General features: G+C 67.7%; 19 protein-coding genes. 17 read left to right on the top strand and 2 right to left on the bottom strand.

Going from position 1 to position 19,627, the window contains the following annotated elements; all coding sequences use genetic code 11:
- The first annotated feature begins 183 nt into the window (after positions 1-183).
- From CXY91_RS23180 to CXY91_RS23100, 17 genes are all read left to right on the top strand, one after another.
- Positions 184-1,935, top strand: a complete 1,752-nt coding sequence (locus CXY91_RS23180; RefSeq protein ID WP_100963720.1) for an ABC transporter permease — start codon at positions 184-186, stop codon at positions 1,933-1,935.
- A 24-nt stretch (positions 1,936-1,959) separates the two neighbouring features.
- Entirely contained in the window at positions 1,960-3,291 is a 1,332-nt protein-coding gene (locus CXY91_RS23175; RefSeq protein WP_100963719.1) for an ABC transporter ATP-binding protein, read from the top strand.
- Between the two features lie 77 nt (positions 3,292-3,368).
- Positions 3,369-4,445 carry a sensor histidine kinase gene (locus CXY91_RS23170; protein WP_100963717.1) on the top strand — a complete coding sequence of 359 codons (1,077 nt, stop codon included), beginning with the start codon at positions 3,369-3,371 and terminating at the stop codon, positions 4,443-4,445.
- Positions 4,438-5,064, top strand: coding sequence for a response regulator transcription factor (locus CXY91_RS23165; protein WP_100963715.1), 627 nt, complete (start codon positions 4,438-4,440; stop codon positions 5,062-5,064). Before CXY91_RS23170 ends, CXY91_RS23165 begins: the two co-directional genes overlap by 8 nt.
- On the top strand, positions 5,061-5,981 hold the full coding sequence (locus CXY91_RS23160) for a LysR family transcriptional regulator (protein WP_100963713.1): 921 nt from the start codon (positions 5,061-5,063) through the stop codon (positions 5,979-5,981). Before CXY91_RS23165 ends, CXY91_RS23160 begins: the two co-directional genes overlap by 4 nt.
- Positions 5,982-6,067: 86 nt before the next feature.
- Entirely contained in the window at positions 6,068-6,901 is an 834-nt protein-coding gene (locus CXY91_RS23155) for a DUF1932 domain-containing protein (RefSeq protein WP_091836682.1), read from the top strand.
- Complete coding sequence (locus tag CXY91_RS23150; RefSeq protein WP_100963711.1) at positions 6,898-7,884, top strand: Bug family tripartite tricarboxylate transporter substrate binding protein; 987 nt, start codon at positions 6,898-6,900, stop codon at positions 7,882-7,884. The genes CXY91_RS23155 and CXY91_RS23150 overlap by 4 nt, the downstream gene beginning before the upstream one ends.
- A gap of 3 nt (positions 7,885-7,887) precedes the next feature.
- Positions 7,888-8,988, top strand: a complete 1,101-nt coding sequence (locus CXY91_RS23145) for a 4-oxalomesaconate tautomerase (RefSeq protein WP_100963709.1) — start codon at positions 7,888-7,890, stop codon at positions 8,986-8,988.
- The gene (locus CXY91_RS23140) at positions 8,985-9,707 is read left to right on the top strand and encodes a PIG-L deacetylase family protein (RefSeq protein WP_100963707.1); all 723 of its coding nucleotides are present in this window, start codon (positions 8,985-8,987) and stop codon (positions 9,705-9,707) included. The genes CXY91_RS23145 and CXY91_RS23140 overlap by 4 nt, the downstream gene beginning before the upstream one ends.
- The gene (locus CXY91_RS23135; protein WP_100963705.1) at positions 9,704-10,393 is read left to right on the top strand and encodes a 4-carboxy-4-hydroxy-2-oxoadipate aldolase/oxaloacetate decarboxylase; all 690 of its coding nucleotides are present in this window, start codon (positions 9,704-9,706) and stop codon (positions 10,391-10,393) included. Before CXY91_RS23140 ends, CXY91_RS23135 begins: the two co-directional genes overlap by 4 nt.
- A gap of 51 nt (positions 10,394-10,444) precedes the next feature.
- On the top strand, positions 10,445-11,617 hold the full coding sequence (locus CXY91_RS23130) for an ABC transporter substrate-binding protein (protein WP_100963703.1): 1,173 nt from the start codon (positions 10,445-10,447) through the stop codon (positions 11,615-11,617).
- A gap of 21 nt (positions 11,618-11,638) precedes the next feature.
- Entirely contained in the window at positions 11,639-12,496 is an 858-nt protein-coding gene (locus tag CXY91_RS23125; RefSeq protein ID WP_100963701.1) for a branched-chain amino acid ABC transporter permease, read from the top strand.
- Positions 12,493-13,500, top strand: a complete 1,008-nt coding sequence (locus CXY91_RS23120; RefSeq protein WP_100963699.1) for a branched-chain amino acid ABC transporter permease — start codon at positions 12,493-12,495, stop codon at positions 13,498-13,500. Before CXY91_RS23125 ends, CXY91_RS23120 begins: the two co-directional genes overlap by 4 nt.
- A complete protein-coding gene (locus CXY91_RS23115; RefSeq protein WP_100963697.1) occupies positions 13,497-14,249 on the top strand; it encodes an ABC transporter ATP-binding protein in 753 nt (250 codons plus the stop codon). Before CXY91_RS23120 ends, CXY91_RS23115 begins: the two co-directional genes overlap by 4 nt.
- The gene (locus CXY91_RS23110; protein ID WP_100963695.1) at positions 14,242-14,949 is read left to right on the top strand and encodes an ABC transporter ATP-binding protein; all 708 of its coding nucleotides are present in this window, start codon (positions 14,242-14,244) and stop codon (positions 14,947-14,949) included. Before CXY91_RS23115 ends, CXY91_RS23110 begins: the two co-directional genes overlap by 8 nt.
- 31 nt (positions 14,950-14,980) lie before the next feature.
- Positions 14,981-16,090, top strand: coding sequence for a 5-methyltetrahydropteroyltriglutamate--homocysteine S-methyltransferase (locus tag CXY91_RS23105; RefSeq protein ID WP_100963693.1), 1,110 nt, complete (start codon positions 14,981-14,983; stop codon positions 16,088-16,090).
- Positions 16,087-17,046 carry a catechol 2,3-dioxygenase gene (locus tag CXY91_RS23100; RefSeq protein ID WP_100963691.1) on the top strand — a complete coding sequence of 320 codons (960 nt, stop codon included), beginning with the start codon at positions 16,087-16,089 and terminating at the stop codon, positions 17,044-17,046. The genes CXY91_RS23105 and CXY91_RS23100 overlap by 4 nt, the downstream gene beginning before the upstream one ends.
- Before the next feature lie 160 nt (positions 17,047-17,206).
- Here the strand turns inward: CXY91_RS23100 and CXY91_RS23095 are convergent, their stop codons facing one another.
- Entirely contained in the window at positions 17,207-17,878 is a 672-nt protein-coding gene (locus tag CXY91_RS23095; protein ID WP_100963689.1) for an AroM family protein, read from the bottom strand.
- Between the two features lie 58 nt (positions 17,879-17,936).
- Positions 17,937-19,610: an OPT/YSL family transporter gene (locus CXY91_RS23090; protein ID WP_100963687.1), complete on the bottom strand. Its 1,674-nt coding sequence runs from the start codon at positions 19,608-19,610 to the stop codon at positions 17,937-17,939.
- Positions 19,611-19,627: the final 17 nt, after the last annotated feature.

Here is a 19,627-nt window from a genome sequence, read left to right as displayed (position 1 = left end):
TTGCCGAATGGCGCATCAATGCAGCTGACGGGCGCCTGGAATGCCGCTGGCGCAGCGAGGGCGGGGAGCAGCGCGACGATGACGGCAGTTGCCGCTCAGGGTGCAGGCGTGCCGCCTGACCAAGTCGCTCAGCCAGCAAGGCCGGCCACCGGCCGCAGTCACCTCCATCCCGCCGAGGTTCCCATGGCGTTTCTGTCGAACCGCGATACGAGGTCCAGTGCGCTCGCCGCGCTGACGCGCAATCGTGTCCTGCCCAACCTCTATGATCTGGCGGCGTTCGCGCTGCTCGCTGCATTAGCTGTGCTGGCGCTGCATGGCGCAGCGGCGATGCGCGCGCCACTATCCGGCCTCGCCACCGAGCCGGTCGTGCTCGATCCGGCGCTGCTGCCGGACTATGCGCTGCGCACGACGATGCGGATGTTCGCCGCGATCATCGCCTCGCTTGCCTTCACCTTCACGATCGCGACGCTGGCGGCCAAGAGCCGGCGCGCCGAGAAGGTGATCATCCCGGCGCTCGACATCCTGCAATCGGTGCCGGTGCTCGGCTTCCTGACTTTCACCGTGGCCTTCTTCATGGGGCTGTTCCCGGGCAGCCAGCTCGGCGCCGAATGCGCCTCGATCTTCGCGATCTTCACCAGCCAGGCCTGGAACATGGCCTTTTCGTTCTACCAGTCGCTGCGCACGGTCCCCCGCGATCTCGACGAGGTCAGCCGCAGCTTCGGCCTGTCGTCCTGGCAGCGCTTCTGGCGGCTGGAGGCGCCCTTCGCCATGCCGGGCCTGGTCTGGAACACGATGATGTCGATGTCCGGCGGCTGGTTCTTCGTCGTCGCCTCCGAGGCGATTACCGTCGGCGACACCACCGTGCAGTTGCCGGGCCTCGGCTCCTGGCTGGCGCTCGCGATCAAGGAGCAGAATTTCGCAGCCGTGGCCTGGGCCGTGCTGGCGATGGCGATCGTGATAGGTCTCTACGACCAGCTGCTGTTCCGGCCGATCGTCGCCTGGGCCGACAAGTTCCGTTTCGAGCAGACCGCCGGCCAGCGGAAGCCGCGCTCCTGGGTGCATGAGCTCGTCCGGCGCACCCGCCTGTTCAAGCGCCTGACAGCTCCGCTCGCCTGGCTGGGCGGCCGGCTGCTGCTGGTGCGGTTCCGCAGTGCGCCGCCGCTGCGCTATGAGGTCAGCGCGGGGACCAGCAAGACGCTCGACCGGGCCTGGCTCGTCCTGATTCTCGCCATCGGTTCCTGGGCGATGTGGACCGCCATCGCCTATCTCGGGCAGAACCTGTCCTGGTCAGATGCCTGGGATCCGCTGGCGCGCGGCCTCGTGACCTTGCTGCGCGTCACCCTGCTGATCGCCGTCGCCAGCGTGATCTGGATCCCGGTCGGCGTCTGCATCGGCCTGCGCCCGGGAATCGCCGAGCGCGTCCAGCCGGTGGCGCAGTTCCTCGCAGCCTTCCCGGCGAATGTGCTGTTCCCCTTCGCCGTCGTCGCCATCGTCGCGACCGGCGCCAGCCCCGACATCTGGCTCTCGCCGCTGATGGTGCTCGGCACGCAGTGGTACATCCTGTTCAACGTCATCGCCGGCGCGAACGCCTTCCCCACCGATCTGCGCGAGGCGGCGAGCGTCTACCAGTTGCGCTCGTGGACGTGGTGGCGGCGCGTCATGCTGCCGGGGATCTTCCCCTATTACGTCACCGGCGCGCTGACCGCGTCCGGCGGCTCCTGGAACGCCAGCATCGTCGCCGAAGTCGCGAGCTGGGGCGACACCAAGCTCGAGGCCTATGGCCTCGGCGCCTACATCGCCAACGCGACAGAGGCCGGCGACTTCCCGCGTGTCGTGCTCGGCATCGCCGTCATGTCGCTCTTCGTCACGCTCTTCAACCGCCTGCTCTGGCGCCCGCTCTATGTGATGGCGGAACGCCGGATGCGCCTCGACTGAACCTTTCCGCAGGAGGATGCCGCCATGAACGAGATCATCGCGACCCGCGATTTCAAGGCCGGGAATGCCACTCCGCTCGTCAGTGCCAAAGAGGTCTGCCAGAGCTATGACAAGGGCGCGGCCGGCTCGCTCGTCGTGCTCGACAAGGTCGATGTCGAGCTTCGGCCTGGCGAGATCGTCGGCCTGCTCGGCCGCTCGGGCTCGGGCAAGTCGACGCTGCTGCGGGCGATCGCGGGACTGATCCAGCCGAGCGGTGGCACCGTCACCTTCGAGGGTCGGACCGTGACCGGGCCGAGCTCGGGCGTCGCCGTGGTGTTCCAGAGCTTTGCGCTGTTCCCCTGGCTGAGCGTGCTGGAGAATGTCGAGCTCGGCCTGGAGGCGCAGGGCGTCGCGCCGGCCGAACGGCGCAAGCGCGCGCTCGCCGCCATCGACCTGATCGGCCTCGACGGCTTCGAGAGCGCCTATCCGAAGGAGCTCTCCGGCGGCATGCGCCAGCGTGTCGGGCTCGCCCGCGCTTTGGTCGTGCACCCCAAGGTTCTGCTGATGGACGAGCCGTTCTCGGCGCTCGACGTCCTCACCGCCGAGACGCTGCGCACCGATCTGCTCGATCTCTGGTGCGAGGGGCGGATGCCGATCGAGGCGATCCTGATGGTGACGCACAATATCGAGGAGGCGGTGCTGATGTGCGACCGCATCCTGATCTTCGGCTCCAATCCGGGCCGCGTCATCGCCGAGCTGAAGGTCGAGCTGCCGCAGCCTCGCGACCGTCTCGATCCCGCCTTCCGCACCTTGGTCGAGGACATCTATGCCCGCATGACCGCGAAGGCCGGCGCGCCGGCACGTGACGGCTTCTTTCCCGGCACCGGCATCGCCATGGCGCTGCCGCGGGTCTCGACGAATCTGATGGCCGGGCTGATCGAGACGATCGCGGGCGCGGCCTACAGGGGGGAGGCCGACCTGCCGCCGCTCGCAGCCGAACTGCACCTGGAGATCGACGATCTCTTCCCGGTGGCCGAGACGCTGCAGCTGCTGCGTTTCGCCGATCTCGAAGGCGGCGACATCAGGCTGACCGCCGCGGGCTTGCGCTTCGCCGACGCCGATGTCGACGGACGCAAGCGCCTCTTCGCCCAGCAGCTCGCGGCCTATGTGCCGCTCGCCGCCCATATCCGGCGGGTGCTCGACGAGCGCTCCAGCCACAGGGCGCCGGCGCCACGCTTCCGCGACGAGCTCGAAGACCACATGTCGGAGGACTATGCCGCGATGACGCTGAAGGCGGTGACGAACTGGGCCCGCTATGGCGAATACTTCGCCTATGACGAGGATGCCGACCTGTTCACGCTGGACAATCCGAGCTGATACACGGGCTGGACAGAGCGCTCGGCCATCTGTCTTGTCGGGGCTGGCGACCGGATGAGCAGGCGAAGGGCTAACGCATGATGCGCGATCGCGAGCGCATGCGCATCGAAAGACCATGGCTCTGGCTCGGCCTGATCGCGGCGATGGCCGCGATCTTCTTGGCCGACACCTTCACCAGCCTGGAGATTGCGGTCGCCGTCCTCTATGTCGCGGTGATCCTGATCTCGGTCAGGTTCGACGGGCCGGCGGTCGTCGTCTCGTTCGGCGCCGGCAGCGCCGTTATGACGGTGCTGAGCTATCTGCTGACGCCGCGCGGAATCCAGGAGACCGGCCTGGCGAACGGAGCCCTGAGCTTGATCGCCATCGGCGCGACCACCTATCTGGCCTTGCGGATCGGGGAGGCGGAGGCGCGCATCCGCCAGACACAGGCCGAGCTGGCCCATATGGCGCGCGTCACCACCATGGGCGAGCTGGCCGCCTCGATCGCGCATGAGGTCAGCCAGCCGTTGGCCGGGATCGCCGCCAGCGGCCATGCCGCCCTGCGCTGGCTCGCGGCGACACCCCCCGATACCGGCGAGGCCAAGCGGGCCCTGCAGCGCGTCGTCGCCGATGCCGATCGCGCCGGCGAGGTGATCGGGCGCGTACGCAACCTCGTGGCCAAGGCTCCGCCTTCGCGTGACCGGCTCGATATGGTCGCGTTGATCGAGGAGGTTCTGGCCCTGACCCGCGGCGAATTGCGCAGGCGCCGCGTGATGCTCCAGACCGATCTGGCCGATGACCTGCCGCAGCCGCTGGGCGACAAGGTTCAGCTCCAGCAGGTCGTGCTCAACCTGGTGATCAACGCGGCCGAGGCGATGGGCGGCCTGGAGACCGGGCCGCGCGACCTGCTGGTCGGCGCTGCCAGCGACGGCCGCGCGATCACGGTGAGCGTCCGCGACACCGGCGTCAGCCTGGCGCCGGCGGCGATCGAGCAGGTGTTCGAGGCCTTCCACTCGACCAAGCCGGGTGGGATGGGCATGGGCCTCGCGATCAGCCGCTCGATCGTCGAGGCGCATGGCGGGAAGGTCTACGCCGCCGTCAATCATCCCCGTGGCATGGTCTTCGGCTTCACCTTGCCGGTGGCGGGCACAGAATCGGACGAACGCCATGGATAAGCCGGCCACCGTCTTCGTCGTCGACGACGATGTCTCGGTCCGCGAGGGGCTCGACAGCCTGCTCCGCTCGGTCGGCTATGCGGTCTCGGTTTTTGCCTCGGTGCGGGAGTTCGCGCTGGTCCGGCGTCCCGACACGCCGTCCTGTCTCGTCCTCGACGTCCGGATGCCAGGCCCGAGCGGCATGGATTTCCAGGCCGAGCTGGCCACGCTGAACGATCCGATCCCGATCGTTTTCCTCACCGGCCATGGCGACGTGCCGATGGCGGTGCGGGCGATCAAGCTTGGGGCAGTCGAGTTCCTGCTGAAGCCGTTCCGCGAGCAGGACCTGCTGGATGCGGTGCGTGTGGCGATCGGGAAGGACGAGGCGAGGCGCAAGGACGAGACGGCGCTTGCCGAGCTGAAAGAGCGCTTCGCGACGCTGACGGTGCGGGAGAAGGAGGTTCTCGCCTTCGTCGCGCAGGGGCGCCTCAACAAGCAGATTGCCGCCGATCTCGGCCTGAGCGAGGTGACCGTGAAGGTGCATCGCGGCCAGGTGATGCGGAAGATGGGCGCCGCGACGCTGGCCGAGCTGGTCCGGCTTGCCGATCTCATCGCCGGACAGGAGCGTGCGATCCGATGAGGGTGGACGTTCTCGGGCTGCAGGCCTTCGTCAGCATCGCAGAGCGCGGCAGCTTCCGCGCCGCCGCCTCGCATCTCAACCTGTCGCAGACGGCGCTCAGCCACCGCATCCGCAAGCTCGAGGAATCGCTGGGAACGCCGCTCTTCCTGCGCACGACGCGGCAGGTCTCGCTGACCGCGGCCGGCACCACCCTGCTGCCGCGGGCGCGGCGCATCTTCGAGGACCTTGGCTTCGCCATCAACGAGGTCAGGGTCGACCTGCGCGAGGGCGACGAGCAGGTTTCGCTCGGCTGCCTGCCGACGGTCGCGGCCCATTGCATGCCGGCAGTGATCGCAGCTTTCGCCGCGCGCCATCCCGGTGTCGGCGTCCGCATCCACGACAACTCGGCGTCCGAGATCGCCGACAAGGTCCAGTCGGGCGAGGCCGAGTTCGGCGTCACCATCGTCGCCGCCAATCGCTGGGACCTCGAGCTGAAGCCGGTCGTCAAGGAGCCGTTCGTGCTGGTCAGCCATCGCTCGATGCCGCTGGCGCAGGAGGCGTCGCTGACCTGGGCGCAATTGCAGGACGAGCCGCTGGTGCGGATCAGCGCCGAGACCGGCAACCGCATCCTGATCGACGATGCGCTCGGCGCCAGGCGCGAGAGCCTGACCTGGCGCTACGAGGTCCAGCGCGTCGTCACCGCGGTCAGCCTGGTGCGCTCGGGCATCGGCTACGCGGTGGTGCCGCAGCTTTCGCTCGATATCGTCGATGCCGGCGAGCTCGTCGCGATCCCGCTGCGCTCCCCGGCTGTGACCCGCACGCTCGGCATCATCACGCGCAAATCGGTGCCGCTGCGCCCGGTGACGCGTGACCTGATCACGCTCTTGAGCCAGGCGCTGAAGCGCAGCGTCGTGCCGCGACGAGATGAAGAAAAGTAATCAATCGCTGCATTCTTATCATTTGATGGCAGAATGGCTTTGGCCGACCCTCGCGGCGGGATGAAACGCGCGAGGAGAAGCCAGCAATGGCAGGCGCCAACACGACGGCGATCGCCTTCATCGGCTTCGGCGAGGTCGGCCAGACCTTCTCGCGCGGCCTGCTGGCCAATGACGGCGTCGCCATCCGCGCCTATGACCTGCTCTTCGGTAGCGACGCCGGCGCCCGCCTTGAAGCGGCGGCGCAGGAACTCGGCGTCGTCCGCGCACCCTCGGCGCAGGAGGCCTGCTCAAACGCAACCTTCGTCTTCTCGGCCGTTACTGCCGACCGCGCCGAGGCGGTGGCTACCGAAGCTGCGGTCTGGCTGAAACCGGGCCAGGTCTTCGTCGATGTCAATTCGGCCGCGCCCTCGACCAAGCAGCGGGCGGCGCAGGCGGTGACCGCAAGTGGTGCCGACTATCTCGAGGCCGCGGTGATGGCGCCGGTGCTGAAGCCTGGCCTCAAGGTGGCGATCCTTTCCGGAGGGCCGCAGGCGCAGGCTGCGTCCGAGGCTCTGAATGAGCTCGGCATGAACCTGACGCCGGTCTCGGAGGTCTATGGCCGGGCCTCGGCGATGAAACTCTGCCGCTCGATCGTGATCAAGGGGCTGGAGGCGCTGATGGTCGACTGCGCCGCCGCCTGCGAGGCCTGGGACGTCAAGGACCCAGTCTTCGCCAGCCTCAACGCGACCTTCCCGTCGATCGATTTCCATGCGCTCGCCGCCGACATGCGCGAGCGCGTCGCCACCCATGGCGTGCGCCGCTCGGCCGAGATGCGCGAGGCGGCGGAGATGCTGGCTGCGGCGGGGCTGCATCCCGGCGTTGCCCAGGCGGTCGCCGACGCGCAGCTGCGCGGGGCTCGGCGAAAGGAGGGGACGCGATGATGCTGGATCGTCGCTCCGTCCTTGCCGGCATAGGGCTCACTGGCTTCGCCGGGCTTACGTCGGTGCGCGCCCAGCCGGAGTGGCCGAGCCAGCTGATCCGGATCGTCGTGCCGTTCACACCCGGCGGCAGCACCGACGTGCTGGCGCGACTGATCGCCAGCAAGCTCGAGCGCAGCATTCCAGGCAAGGGCTTTGTGATCGAGAACCGGCCGGGCGCCGGCGGCATGACGGCCTCGGGGCAGGTCGCCAAATCCGATCCCGATGGGCACACGCTGATGATGGGCCATATCGGCACGCTCGCCTTCGCGCCCTCGCTCTACCCGAACGTGCCCTATGACCCGGTCAAGGATTTCCAGCCGGTGGCGCTCGTCGCCATGCTGCCGAACATCCTGGCGATCAATCCGAAGCTGCCGGCCAAGACGCTCGCCGACTTCATCGCCTATGCCAAGGCGAACCCCGGCAAGCTGAACTACTCGTCGGGCGGGCAGGGCAGCGCCGCCCATATCGCCACCGCCTATTTCTGCCATCGCGCCGGCATCGAGGCGACGCATGTGCCCTATCGCGGCACGGCGCCTTCGGTGAACGATCTCGTCGCCGGCAACATCCAGTTCACGCTGACGGGCGGGCCGGCGGTTCTACCCTTGGCGGAAGGTGGTCAGCTCAGGGTGCTCGGCGTCGCGGCGCGCGAGCGCGTCGGCTTCGCGCCTGACCTGCCGACGCTGTCCGAGAGCGGCCTGCCGGGTTTCGAGGCGGTGCAATGGTACGGGATCGTGACGCCGGCGCGCACGCCACGTCCCGTCGTCGAGCGGCTTAGCCGCGAGATCAACGCGCTGCTCGGCCAGCCGGATTTCGCCGCGGCGCTGGCCAAGGACGGTGCCATCGCCCGGCCTGAGACGCCGGAAGGCTTCGGCAAGCTGATCGGCTCGGAACTCGAGCTCTGGCGCGAGGTCATCACCCGTTCCGGCATCAAGGCGGCGGAGTGAGCGATGGGCCAGCTCGCCGTCCCCTGCATGCTGATCCGCGGCGGCACCTCCAAGGGCGCCTATTTCCTGCGCGATGATCTGCCGGCCGATATCGCCGCACGCGACGCTGTCCTCCTTGCGGTGATGGGCTCGCCCGACAAGCGCCAGGTCGACGGGCTCGGCGGCGCCCATCCCCTGACCAGTAAGGTCGCGATCGTCTCGCCCTCGGACGAGCCGGGATGCGACATCGACTTCCTGTTCGCGCAGGTCGGTATCGAGACGGCTTCGGTCGATACCACCCCGAACTGCGGCAATATCCTCGCCGGGATCGGGCCGTTCGCACTGGCACGCGGACTGGTCAAGGCGAGCGGCCCGCGAACCACCGTCCGGGTCCGGACGATCAACACCGGCACGATCGCCGACCTGACCATGGATACGCCGGACGGGCAGGCGAGCGCCGAGGGTGCAGCGCGCATCGACGGCGTGCCGGGAACCTCGGCGCCGATCGATATCGGCTTTCTCGATGCCGAGGGCTCGGTCTGCGGCGCGCTCTTGCCGACCGGCAATGTCGTCGACGTGATCGAGGGCGTGCCCTGCACCCTGATCGACAACGGCATGCCGGTAATCGTGATGCGGGCGGCCGATGTCGGGCGCACCGGCTACGAGCCGCGCGACCAGCTCAACGAGGATGCCGAGCTCAAGGCCCGGATCGAGGCCATCCGCCTCGCTGCCGGGCCGCTGATGAATCTCGGCGACGTCGCCAGGAAGGTCGTGCCGAAGATCGCGCTGGTCGCGCCGCCGCAGGCCGGCGGGGCGATCTCGACCCGCAGTTTCATCCCGCATGAATGCCATGCCTCGATCGGCGTCTTCGCAGCCGTGACGGTCGCCACCGCCGCCGTCTTGCCGGGCTCGCCTGCGGCTTCGGTCGTCGTGATGCCGGAGGGACGCGAGCGGGCGCTTTCGGTCGAGCATTCGACCGGCGAGTTCACGGTGACGCTGACGGTCGGTGGAACCGCAGAGCAGCCGGTGGTCGAGCGGGCCGGGCTGCTGCGCACCGCCCGCATCCTGATGGCAGGGCAGGCCTTCGTGCCGGCCGATAGAGTGCAAGAGGAGCGCATGCCATGAGCGCCCAGAAGACAGGCCTGGTGATAACAGCCCATCCCGGCGATTTCGTCTGGCGCGCCGGCGGAGCTATCGCGCTGCACGCCGGGCGCGGCATGCGCGTCAAGATCCTCTGTCTGTCCTATGGCGAGCGCGGCGAGAGCCAGTTTGCCTGGAAGAAGGCGGGCGTGCAGATGGCGGAAGTCAAGGCGCAGCGCCGCGAAGAGGCGGAAGCTGCTGCGGCAGCGCTCGGCGCCGAGATCGAGTTCATGGATGCCGGCGATTATCCGCTGCGGACAACACCGGAGATGCTCGACCGAGCGATCGACATCTTCCACGGACTCAATCCGAGCTTCGTGCTGACCCATGCGCTCGAAGACCCCTATAATGTCGACCATCCCGAGGCGACGCGCTTCGCCCAGGAAGCACGCATCATCGCACAGGCGGCCGGCCACAAGCCCGATCCCAGCCGCGCCTATGCCGCCCCGCCGGTTTTCCTGTTCGAGCCGCACCAGCCCGAGCAGTGCAATTTCAAGCCGAACGTCATCCTCAACATCGACGAGGTCTGGGAGCAGAAGCGCAAGGCGTTCGAGATCCTCGCGGCGCAAAAGCACCTCTGGGAATACTACACCCGCGTCGCGCTCAACCGCGGCATGCAGGGCGGCCGCAACTCCGGCAAGGCGATGACCTATGGCGAGGCCTATCAGCGCCTCTTCCCGGAAGCGCTGGAGACGCTGGCATGAATCCCGTCGTCATCCGCACCAGCAAGCGTGCGCCCGCCGCGGCGATCGCCGATCTCGCCGCGCTCGGCGTCTCCACCATCCATGAGGCGATGGGCCGGAGTGGGCTGCTGAAGCCCTATATGCGGCCGATCTATGCCGGCGCGCAGATCGCCGGTGGGGCGGTGACGGTGCTGGCCCAGCCCGGCGACAACTGGATGATCCATGTCGCGATCGAGCAGGTGCAGCCCGGCGACGTGCTCGTCGTCGCCTGCACGACCGACAATACCGACGGGATGTTCGGCGACCTGCTGGCGACATCGCTGAAGGCGCGGGGCGGCGTCGGCCTCGTCATCGATGCCGGCGTCCGCGATGTTCGGACGCTGACCGAGATGGGCTTTCCGGTCTGGTCGCGAGCGATCTCGGCCAAGGGCACGGTCAAGGCGACGCTGGGGAGCGTCAACGTTCCGGTGGTCTGCGCCGGGGCGCTGATCCATCCCGGCGACGTGATCGTCGCCGATGACGACGGGGTTGTTGTCGTGCCCAGGCGCGATGCCGAGGCGGTCGCCGCCGCCGGCCGCAAGCGCGAGGCCAATGAAGACGAAAAGCGTAGACGCCTGGCTGCTGGCGAACTCGGCCTGGACATGTACGCTATGCGCGACGGCCTCGCCAAAGCGGGCCTCGTCTATCGCGACGATGACGGCGACTAATCCAACGAAAGCCCCGGCAAGGGGATTGGCCAAACACTCGGGAGGAACGACATGACCATTCGCAGGACGGTTCTTAAAGGAATGCTCGGCCTGGCTCTGGCCGCCTCGGTCAGCGGCGCGGCTCTGGCGCAGGACGCGGTCAAGATCGGCCTGATCCTGCCGATGACCGGCCCCTTCGCCTCGACCGGACGGCAGATCGCCGCGGCGGCCAATCTCTATATCCAGGAGAAGGGCGCGACCGTCGCCGGCAAGAAGGTCGAGCTCATCGTCAAGGACGACACCGGCACGGCCGACGTCACCCGCCGCATCGCGCAGGAGCTGATCGTCAACGACAAGGTCACCGCGATCGCCGGCTTCGGCCTGACGCCGCTGGCGCTCGCGACCGCGCCGCTGGCGACGCAGGCGAAGACGCCAATGGTGGTGATGGCGGCGGCGACCGCGATCATCACCGAGCGCTCGCCCTTCATCGTGCGCACCAGCCAGGTCGTGCCGCAGATCGCCGCGCCGTTCGGGACCTGGATCGCCAAGCAGGGCACCAAGCGCGTCATCACCATCGTCTCCGACTTCGGCCCGGGCCATGACGTCGAGAGCTCGTTCTCGGAGGCGTTCAAGGCCGGCGGCGGCCAGGTCGAGAACATCCGCGTGCCCCTGCAGAACCCCGATTTCTCACCCTTCCTGCAGCGCGTCGCCGACGCCAAGCCCGAAGCGCTGCTGGTGTTCGTGCCATCCGGCGTCGGAGCCCAGTTTATGAAGCAGTTCGTCGAGCGCGGCCTCGACAAGAGCGGGATCAAGCTGATCGGCACCGGCGATCTGACCGATGACGACATTCTCAACGGCATGGGCGATGTCGCGCTCGGCGTCATCACCGCCCAGCACTATTCCGCCTCGCATGACAGCCCCGAGAACAAGGCCTTTGTCGAGGGCTTCAAGAAGGCCAATCCGGGCCTGCGCCCGAACTTCATGGCGGTCGGCGGCTATGACGGCATGCACGCGCTCTATGAGGGACTGAAGAAGACCAAGGGCGAGGGCGGGCAGGCGCTGGTCGACGCGATGAAGGGGATGAGCTGGACGAGCCCGCGCGGGCCGATCTCGATCGATCCCGAGACCCGCGACATCATCCAGAACGTCTACATCCGCAAGGTCGAGCGCGTGAACGGCGAGCTCTACAATCAGGAGTTCGAGACGATCCCGAACGTCAAGGACCCAACCAAGGCCAAGAAATAAGCCTGGCAGGGCGGACTCGACGTGCTCACCATCCTGTTCGACGGCGTCGCCTACGGCATGATCCTGTTCGTGCTGGCCTGCGGGCTGTCCGTGACCATGGGGTTGATGAACTTCGTCAACCTCGCCCACGGCGCCTTTGCCATGTTCGGCGGCTATGTCACCGTGCTGGCGATGCAGCGGCTCGGCCTGCCGTTCCTGTGGGCGCTGCCGGCGGCCTTCCTCGCCGCTGCGCTCGCGGGCTTGCTGCTGGAGCGGCTGGTCTACCGGCCGATGTACGCCAAGAGCCATCTCGACCAGGTGATGTTCTCGATCGGGCTGGTGTTCATGGCCGTCGCCGGTGCCGACTACCTGATGGGCTCGAGCCAGCAATTCGTGCAGTTGCCGGCCTGGCTGAGCGGGCGCTTCGATCTCGCCGGCATCGGCGTCGGCCGCTACCGGCTCTTCATCATCCTGCTCTGCGGCGCGCTCGCCTTCGCCATGCAATGGGGCTTCACCCGCACACGCTTCGGCAGCCGGCTGCGCGCCGCCGTGGACGACGCCAGGGTGGCGCGCGGCCTCGGCATCCCCGTCAACCGGCTGTTCGCCCTGACCTTCGCCTTCGGTTCCGGTCTTGCTGGCCTCGGCGGCGCGCTCGGCATTGAATTGATGGGGCTCGATCCGACCTTCCCGCTGAAGTTCATGATCTACTTCTTGATCGTCGTGACCGTCGGCGGGACCTCGACCATCTCCGGCCCGTTCTTCGCGGCGATGCTGCTCGGGGTCGCCGATGTCGCCGGCAAGTATCTCGTGCCGCAGCTCGGCGCCTTCATCATCTACGCGCTGATGGTCGTCCTGCTGATCACAAGGCCGCACGGGCTCTTCGCGAGGAGCCGGGCATGAAGGCCGACAGCATCGAGGCGCGCGTCCGGCGCTCGCTCTATGGCGCACGGCGCTGGCATCCGGCCGAGATCGTGTTCTGGGTCCTGGCGCTGGCGGCCTTCTTCCTGCTGCCACGCCAGCTCCTGATCCTCAACGAGATCGCGATCCTCGGGCTGTTCGCGCTCTCGCTCGACCTGATCCTTGGCTATGCCGGTATCGTCTCGCTGGGGCATGCCGCCTTCTTCGGCTTCGGCGCCTATGCGGCCGGGCTCTTCGCCAAGCACGCGAGCGCCGATCCGCTGGCGGGGCTCGCGGTCGGCATGGGAGCCGCCGGCCTGCTCGGGCTGATCAGCAGTCCGCTGATCCTGCGCGGCAGCGACCTGACACGCCTGATGGTGACGCTCGGCGTCGCGCTGATCCTGGGGGAACTGGCGAACTCGCTCGGCTGGCTCACAGGCGGCGCCGACGGGTTGCAGGGCATCATGATGGGGCCGGTGCTCGGCCTGTTCGAGTTCGATATCTTCGGCAGCGTCGCCTATCTCTATTCGCTCACCGTGCTGTTCGTGCTGTTCGTGCTGGCGCGCCGCATCGTCGGCTCGCCCTTCGGCCTCTCGCTGCGGGCGATCCGCGACAACCCGCTGCGCGCTTCCGCCTCGGGCGTGCCGCTGCACTGGCGGCTCGTCGCGGTCTATACGCTCGCGGCCGCCTATGCCGGGGCGGCGGGGGCGCTGCTCGCCCAGACCACGCAATTCGTCTCGCTCGACGTGCTCGCCTTCCATCGCTCGGCCGACCTGATGCTGGTGCTGATCATCGGCGGCGCCGGCTATCTCTATGGCGGGCTGATCGGCGCGGTTGCCTTCAAGCTGCTGCAGGACGTGATCGCGAGCTTCACGCCGCAATACTGGATGTTCTGGATCGGGCTGTTCCTTGTGCTCTTCGTCCTCGGCGGCCGCGAACTGATCCATGGCGGGATCAAGGCGGTTGTCGGCCGGGTCGCGCGCCTCGGCCGGAGGGCGCCGACATGAGCGTGGCGCTCCAGACCTTCGACCTCTGCAAGAGCTTCGGCGGCATCACCGCGACCGACCATGTCGACTTCACGCTGGCAAAAGGCGCGCGCCACGCGCTGATCGGTCCCAACGGCGCCGGCAAGACCACCTTCGTCAACCAGTTGACCGGGGTGCTGCGCCCGAGTTCCGGCCGGGTCGAATTGATGGGCGAGGACATCACCACGCTGCCCCGCGAGGCGCGGGTCGGGCGCGGGCTGGCGCGGACCTTCCAGATCAACCAGCTCTTTGCCACGATGACGCCTGTCGAGATGATCGCGCTCGTCACCTCCGAGCGGCTCGGCCGCGGCCGGCAGCCCCTGCGTGCTCTCGACAGGGACAAGGAACTCGTCGCCGAGACGGCCGAGATCCTCGCCCGCTTCAGGCTCGACGACATCATGGACGAGCGGATCGCGACCTTGCCCTATGGCAAGCAAAGGCAGATCGAGATCGCCGCCGCCTTCGCCGCCAAGCCGAGCGTGCTGCTGCTCGACGAACCGGCGGCGGGCGTGCCCGAGGCCGAGCGGCGCGAGCTGATGGCGATGGTCGCCGGACTGCCGGAGGACGTCTCGGTCCTGCTGATCGAGCACGACATGGACCTCGTCTTCCGCTTCGCGACGCGCATCACGGTGCTGGTCAATGGCCGCCTGCTCGCCGACGGCACGCCGAGCGAGATCGCCAATGATCCGGCCGTTCGCGCCGCCTATCTCGGGGAGCATAGCCATGGCTGAGCTCCTCGAAGTCGAACGCCTCAGTGCCGGCTATGGCGAGGCCCAGGTGCTGTTCGACATCGATCTTTCGCTCGCCGAGGGGCGCTCGCTGGCGCTGCTCGGCCGCAATGGCGTCGGCAAGACCACCCTGGTCAACAGCATCATCGGCGTCACCCGCCGCCGCGGCGGTCGGATTGTGCTTGCAGGGCGCGATCTCACCACGGCGACGCCCGAGCAGCGTGCCCATGCCGGCATCGGCTGGGTGCCGCAGGAGCGCAACATCTTCAAGTCGCTGACCGTGCTGGAGAACCTGACTGCCGTCGCGACGCCGGGCGCCTGGACGACCGAGCGCGTCTTTTCGATGTTCCCGCGCCTCGCCGAGCGCAAGGCAAATCTCGGCAACCAGCTCTCCGGCGGCGAGCAGCAGATGCTGGCGATCGGCCGGGCATTGATGCTCAATCCGAAGCTGCTGCTCCTGGACGAGCCGACCGAGGGGCTGGCGCCGATCATCGTCGAGGAATTGCTGCGCGCACTGAAGCGGCTCGTCCGCGATGAGGGGCTCTCGGCGATCGTGATCGAGCAGCACGCCCGCAAGATCCTCGAGCTCACCGACGAGGCGATCGTGCTCGAGCGCGGCCGCGTCGTCCTCGCCGCGGGGAGCGCCGAGCTCCTCGCCGACCCGTCACGGCTGGAGCGCCATCTCGGCCTCGCAGCCGCCTGAACCAACGACAGAACCAGTGAAAGGAAACGCCATGAGCCAGAGACAGAAGCCGCCGTTCCGGGGCGACATGGTCGGCAGCCTGCTGCGCAGCGCGCCGGTCAAGGACGCCCGCGCCAAGCTCGCGGCCGGTGAGATCGATCAGGCCGAACTGACCGCGATCGAGGACGAGGAAATCAGGAAGCTCGTGCGCAAGCAGGAGGAGGTCGGCCTGCAGGCGGTGACCGATGGCGAGTTCCGCCGCGCCTTCTGGCATTTCGACTTCCTCGACGGACTCTCCGGCGTCACCAGCTTCGAGACCGATTCAGGCATCCAGTTCAAGGGCGTCACCACCAAGGGCCATGCCGTCCGCGTCACCGGCAAGCTCGACTTCCCGGACGATCATCCGCATCTGGCCCATTTCAAGTTCCTCGCCTCGACGACCAGCCGGGTGTCGAAGATGACGATCCCGAGCCCGTCCATGCTGCACTATCGCGGCGGCCGGAAGGCGATCGATCCGAGTGCCTATCTGCGGATCGAGGACTATTACGAGGATCTCGGCAAGGTCTACGCCAAGGCGATCAAGGCCTTCTACGATGCCGGCTGCCGCTATCTGCAGCTCGACGATACCAGCCTGTCCTATTTCTGCGATCCCGAGCAGCGCAAGATGCTGGCCGAGCGCGGCGACGACCCGGAACAGCTGGTCTTCATCTATCGCGACGTGCTCAACGCGGCGCTGAAGGCCAAGCCCGCCGACATGCAGATCACCACCCATACCTGCCGCGGCAATTTCAAGTCGACCTTCATCGCCTCTGGCGGCTACGAGCCGGTTGCCGAGATGGTCTTCAACGAGATCAATGTCGACGGCTATTTCATGGAGTGGGACGATGACCGCTCCGGTGGCTTCGAGCCGCTGCGCTTCCTGCCCAAGGGGGACAAGCAGGTCGTGCTCGGGCTGGTGACCTCGAAGTTCGGCGAGATCGAAAGCAAGGACAATCTGAAGCGCCGGATCGAGGCAGCGTCCAAATACGCGCCGCTCGAGCAGCTTTGCCTGTCGCCGCAATGCGGCTTCGCCTCGACCGAGGAAGGCAATGTCCTGGCCGAGGACGAGCAATGGGCCAAGCTCTCGCGCATCCTGGAAGTTGCCAAGGAAGTCTGGGGATGAGCAGCGAGCCCTGCTTCGACATCGCCCATCTCGGCCATGTCGAGCTCTTCACCAACAAGCCGCAGGAGAGCCTCGACTTCTTCGTCGAGATCTTCGGGCTGACGGAGAGCGGGCGCGAGGGCGACAGCGTCTACCTGCGTGCCTGGGACGATTACGAATTCCACACGCTGAAGCTCACCGCGGCGAAGACCACCGGCGTCGGCCATATCGGCTATCGCGCCTCAAGCGAGGCGGCGCTCCTGCGCCGCGTCGCGGCGATCGAGGCGATGGGCTGCGGCATCGGCTGGAGCGAGGGCGATCTCGGCCATGGCCGGGCCTATCGCTTCCGTGATCCGGACGATCATGTCTTTGAGATCTATTTCGAGACCAATAAGTATGCCGCTCCTGAAAAGGAACGGCCGGCCCTGAAGAACCAGGCGCAGCGCAACCATGGCCGGGGCTGTGCCGTGCGCCGGCTCGACCATCTCAACCTGCTGGCGCAGGACGTCGCGGCGATCCGCGATTTCATGCCGAAGGCGCTGGGCAGCCGGGTGACCGAGCAGATCGTGCTCGACTCAGGCGAGGTCGGCGGCTGCTGGTTCACCGTCAACAACAAGAGCTACGACATCGCCTATACCCGCGACCACACCCCGGCGCGCGGGCGCTTCCACCATGTCACCTATGCCGTCGACCAGCGCGAGCACATATTGGAGGCGGCCGATCTCTTCCTCGAGAACGGCGTCTTCATCGAGACCGGGCCGCACAAGCACGCGGTGCAGCAAACCTTCTTCCTCTATGTCTACGAACCCGCCGGAAACCGCGTCGAGATCGCCAATGCCGGCGCGCGCCTGATCCTCGATCCGGACTGGCAGACGGTGACCTGGACGGAAGAGGAGCGGAAGAAGGGCCAGGCCTGGGGGCTGAAGACGATCGAGAGTTTTCACACCCACGGCACGCCGCCCTCGGCGAAGGGGTAGGGCGCGCGCTATGTTATTCAACGCGAGTCGTCCCGGGCGTAGCGAAGCGAAGACCCGGGACCCATTCCGGAACCTCTTTCGGATAGGCTCCGGAATGGATCCCGGGTCAAGCCCGGGATGACAGCGTTTTTCCGTGAGAGCTCAGCAGGCTTGGGGACGATCACACCACTTCCGAGACGATCTTGGCGATCAGCGCGTTCGACAGGATGACCGGGAGGCCAGCTGCGGCCGCCTCCTGGCGATGCTGCTCGACGAAGCCCATGCAGTCCATCAGCAGGATGTTGGCGCCGCGCTCGGCGAGGGCTTCGGCGGCCTCCGCGACCGTCAGGCCGCCGCCGCAATAGGGCGAGGCGGCGGCATAGATCGGTGCGCGGGCGAGCGGCGCCCATTTCCCGGCCTCCGAGGCGATCTGCTCGGCGAGCGGCACGATGATGCCGAGCTGGGCATCCTGGACCAGTGCCGCGACCGTCGGCGGCAGGATGCGGTCCGGCTCGATCAGCCGGGCGCGCTCCGTGCGCAGGCTGACGAAATGGCCGGTGCAGAGCATCAGGATCGTGCTGCAGCCGGTGGCTTCGAGCGCGCGGAGCTTGGCCTGCGCCGCCTGCTCGGTACGCTCGCGGTCGATGACCACCGCGGTTCCGTCGAGCAGCCTGGTGATCAGGAGCGCGCCGTCCGGCTCGGGCGCGAAGTCGCGGTCGATCTCCGCGCGCGACAGGCCGTCGAGCACGCCGGCATGGTGGCGCGGCAGCTCCGAGCCCAGCACGGCATCGAGGATCGGCGTGATGTCGGCGCGCGGCGCCTGGCCGATGGTGAGGGTGCCGAGCTTGGCCATGGCGCTTCCTTCCGGATGTGAAGCGGCTCGGGCCGGTGCCGGCCCGAGCCTTAAGCCCTCATGGCTTGTTGAAGTTCTTCAGGACGGAGTCGAAGAAGGAGAAGATCGCATCGCCGGCGATGACGCCTGCGGCGAAGACCTCCATGTCGCCGTCGCCATCGGCGCCGCGCAACTTCTCCCAGACCAGCCGGCAGAGGATGCCGGCCAGCACCGCCCAGCCCGCCATCGGGAAGTTGATCAGGAGGCCGGTGGCAAAGAGCACGCCGATCTGGCGCTTCGGCCCGCCTATGAGTTGCAGGATCGCGCCGGGGATCGCCCAGAGGAAGAGCTGCCAGGCGACGCCGGGCGCGACGCCGGCCTTGATCGTCGCGGCATAGACCTTGTCGACGGGGGCGACGAGGTTCCGGTCGAAGAAGGACTGGTAGGAGACCAGCACGACCGCGCCGGCGATGACGAAGGCGAACATCGCGGCGAAGAGCTGCTGGCGGCGGCCTTCGCGCTCGAAGGCGGGATCGACGCCGTTGCCGCGCAGGAGATAGCCGGCCTTGAGGTCGTAGCCCATGTCGGCGAAGGCGGGGCCGGTCGCGGCCGAAAAGCCGACGAGCAGCGCCAGCGCCGGCATCGGGAAGCCGAGCAGCATGCCGATGATCAGGGTGATCAGCGCCACCGCGAAGGCCGGGAACCAGCCGGAATGCATGGCGGCGAGGCCGACGATCAATTCGTGCACATAGGCCGCGAAGGCGGCGTAGAGCACGAACAGGATCAGCATGCCGATCGACATGTCGGTCATGAGTCCACCGACCAGAGCAAGGAAGACGGCGATGACGAGATAGCCGATGGTGCCGAGCCCGAGCGCGCGCTTCACTTCGGCATCGGTGGTGCCGGAGGCGGCTTCGGCCTGCCTCTGCGCCTCATTGCGGCGGAAGAGCAGGAGGCCGACCTGGAGCAGTGCGACGAGGCCGGCGCCGATCATGAAGCCGTGCGGGATATAGGCGGCCATCAGGTCGCCCTTGGGGATGATCGTCTCGAAGAGCGGGCCGCCGAAGATCGGGCTGGAATAGCCACGCAGCAACAGACCGACGCCGAACATAGCCAGCGCCCAGATGTTGCCGATGAAGGCGACGCCGAAGGCCGACATCGGAATGCTCGACATCGCCGCCGAGCCGGCGAAGCCGATCCAGGCCAGCGGCACCTTGACGAAGCCGACGAGGATCGCCGTGACGAAGCCGACGCCCATCAGCACCGCCTTGCGCCCGCCCTCGTCGCCGGCCTTGATCGCCTCGGCGGCGGCGACGCCCGGCGGCCAGGCGCCGGTTGCCGGGAAGACGCGGGAATCGAACATCCGGTAGAGCAGGTAGCCGTCGAGCAGCATGGCGAAGAAGGCGCCGGCCAGCATCGGCAGGACGAGGTCCGGCCGGCCGAGCAGCCAGGGGATGCCGACCGGCAGGAGCAAGCTGTTCGCGGCGCCGAAGGTGGCCGAGGAGATCGCGCTCTGGGCCAGGTTCTGGACGTGGATCGAGCGATAGCGCGCGAAGATCGCGAGCGGCACGCGCGCCAGAGCCATGGCGGCGAGCGCGCCGATCAGCGAGGTGTTGGCTGTGATGCCGAGCGATACCAGCAGCTGCATCCCGATGATCGCGCCGAAGACGCAGAGGATCGCGATCAGCGCCAGCGTCGCCGGCTCGAACAGGCTGGGGTGCCGCTGAGGCACTCCGTCATTCTGCGTCGTCATGCCTTACGTCCCCTTAT

Source organism: Allobosea sp. FBZP-16, from assembly GCF_002831785.1.
GTDB lineage: Bacteria > Pseudomonadota > Alphaproteobacteria > Rhizobiales > Beijerinckiaceae > Allobosea > Allobosea lupini.
The sequence above is the reverse complement of the archived record's forward strand: the minus strand, read 5'-3'. Positions and strand labels throughout refer to the sequence as shown.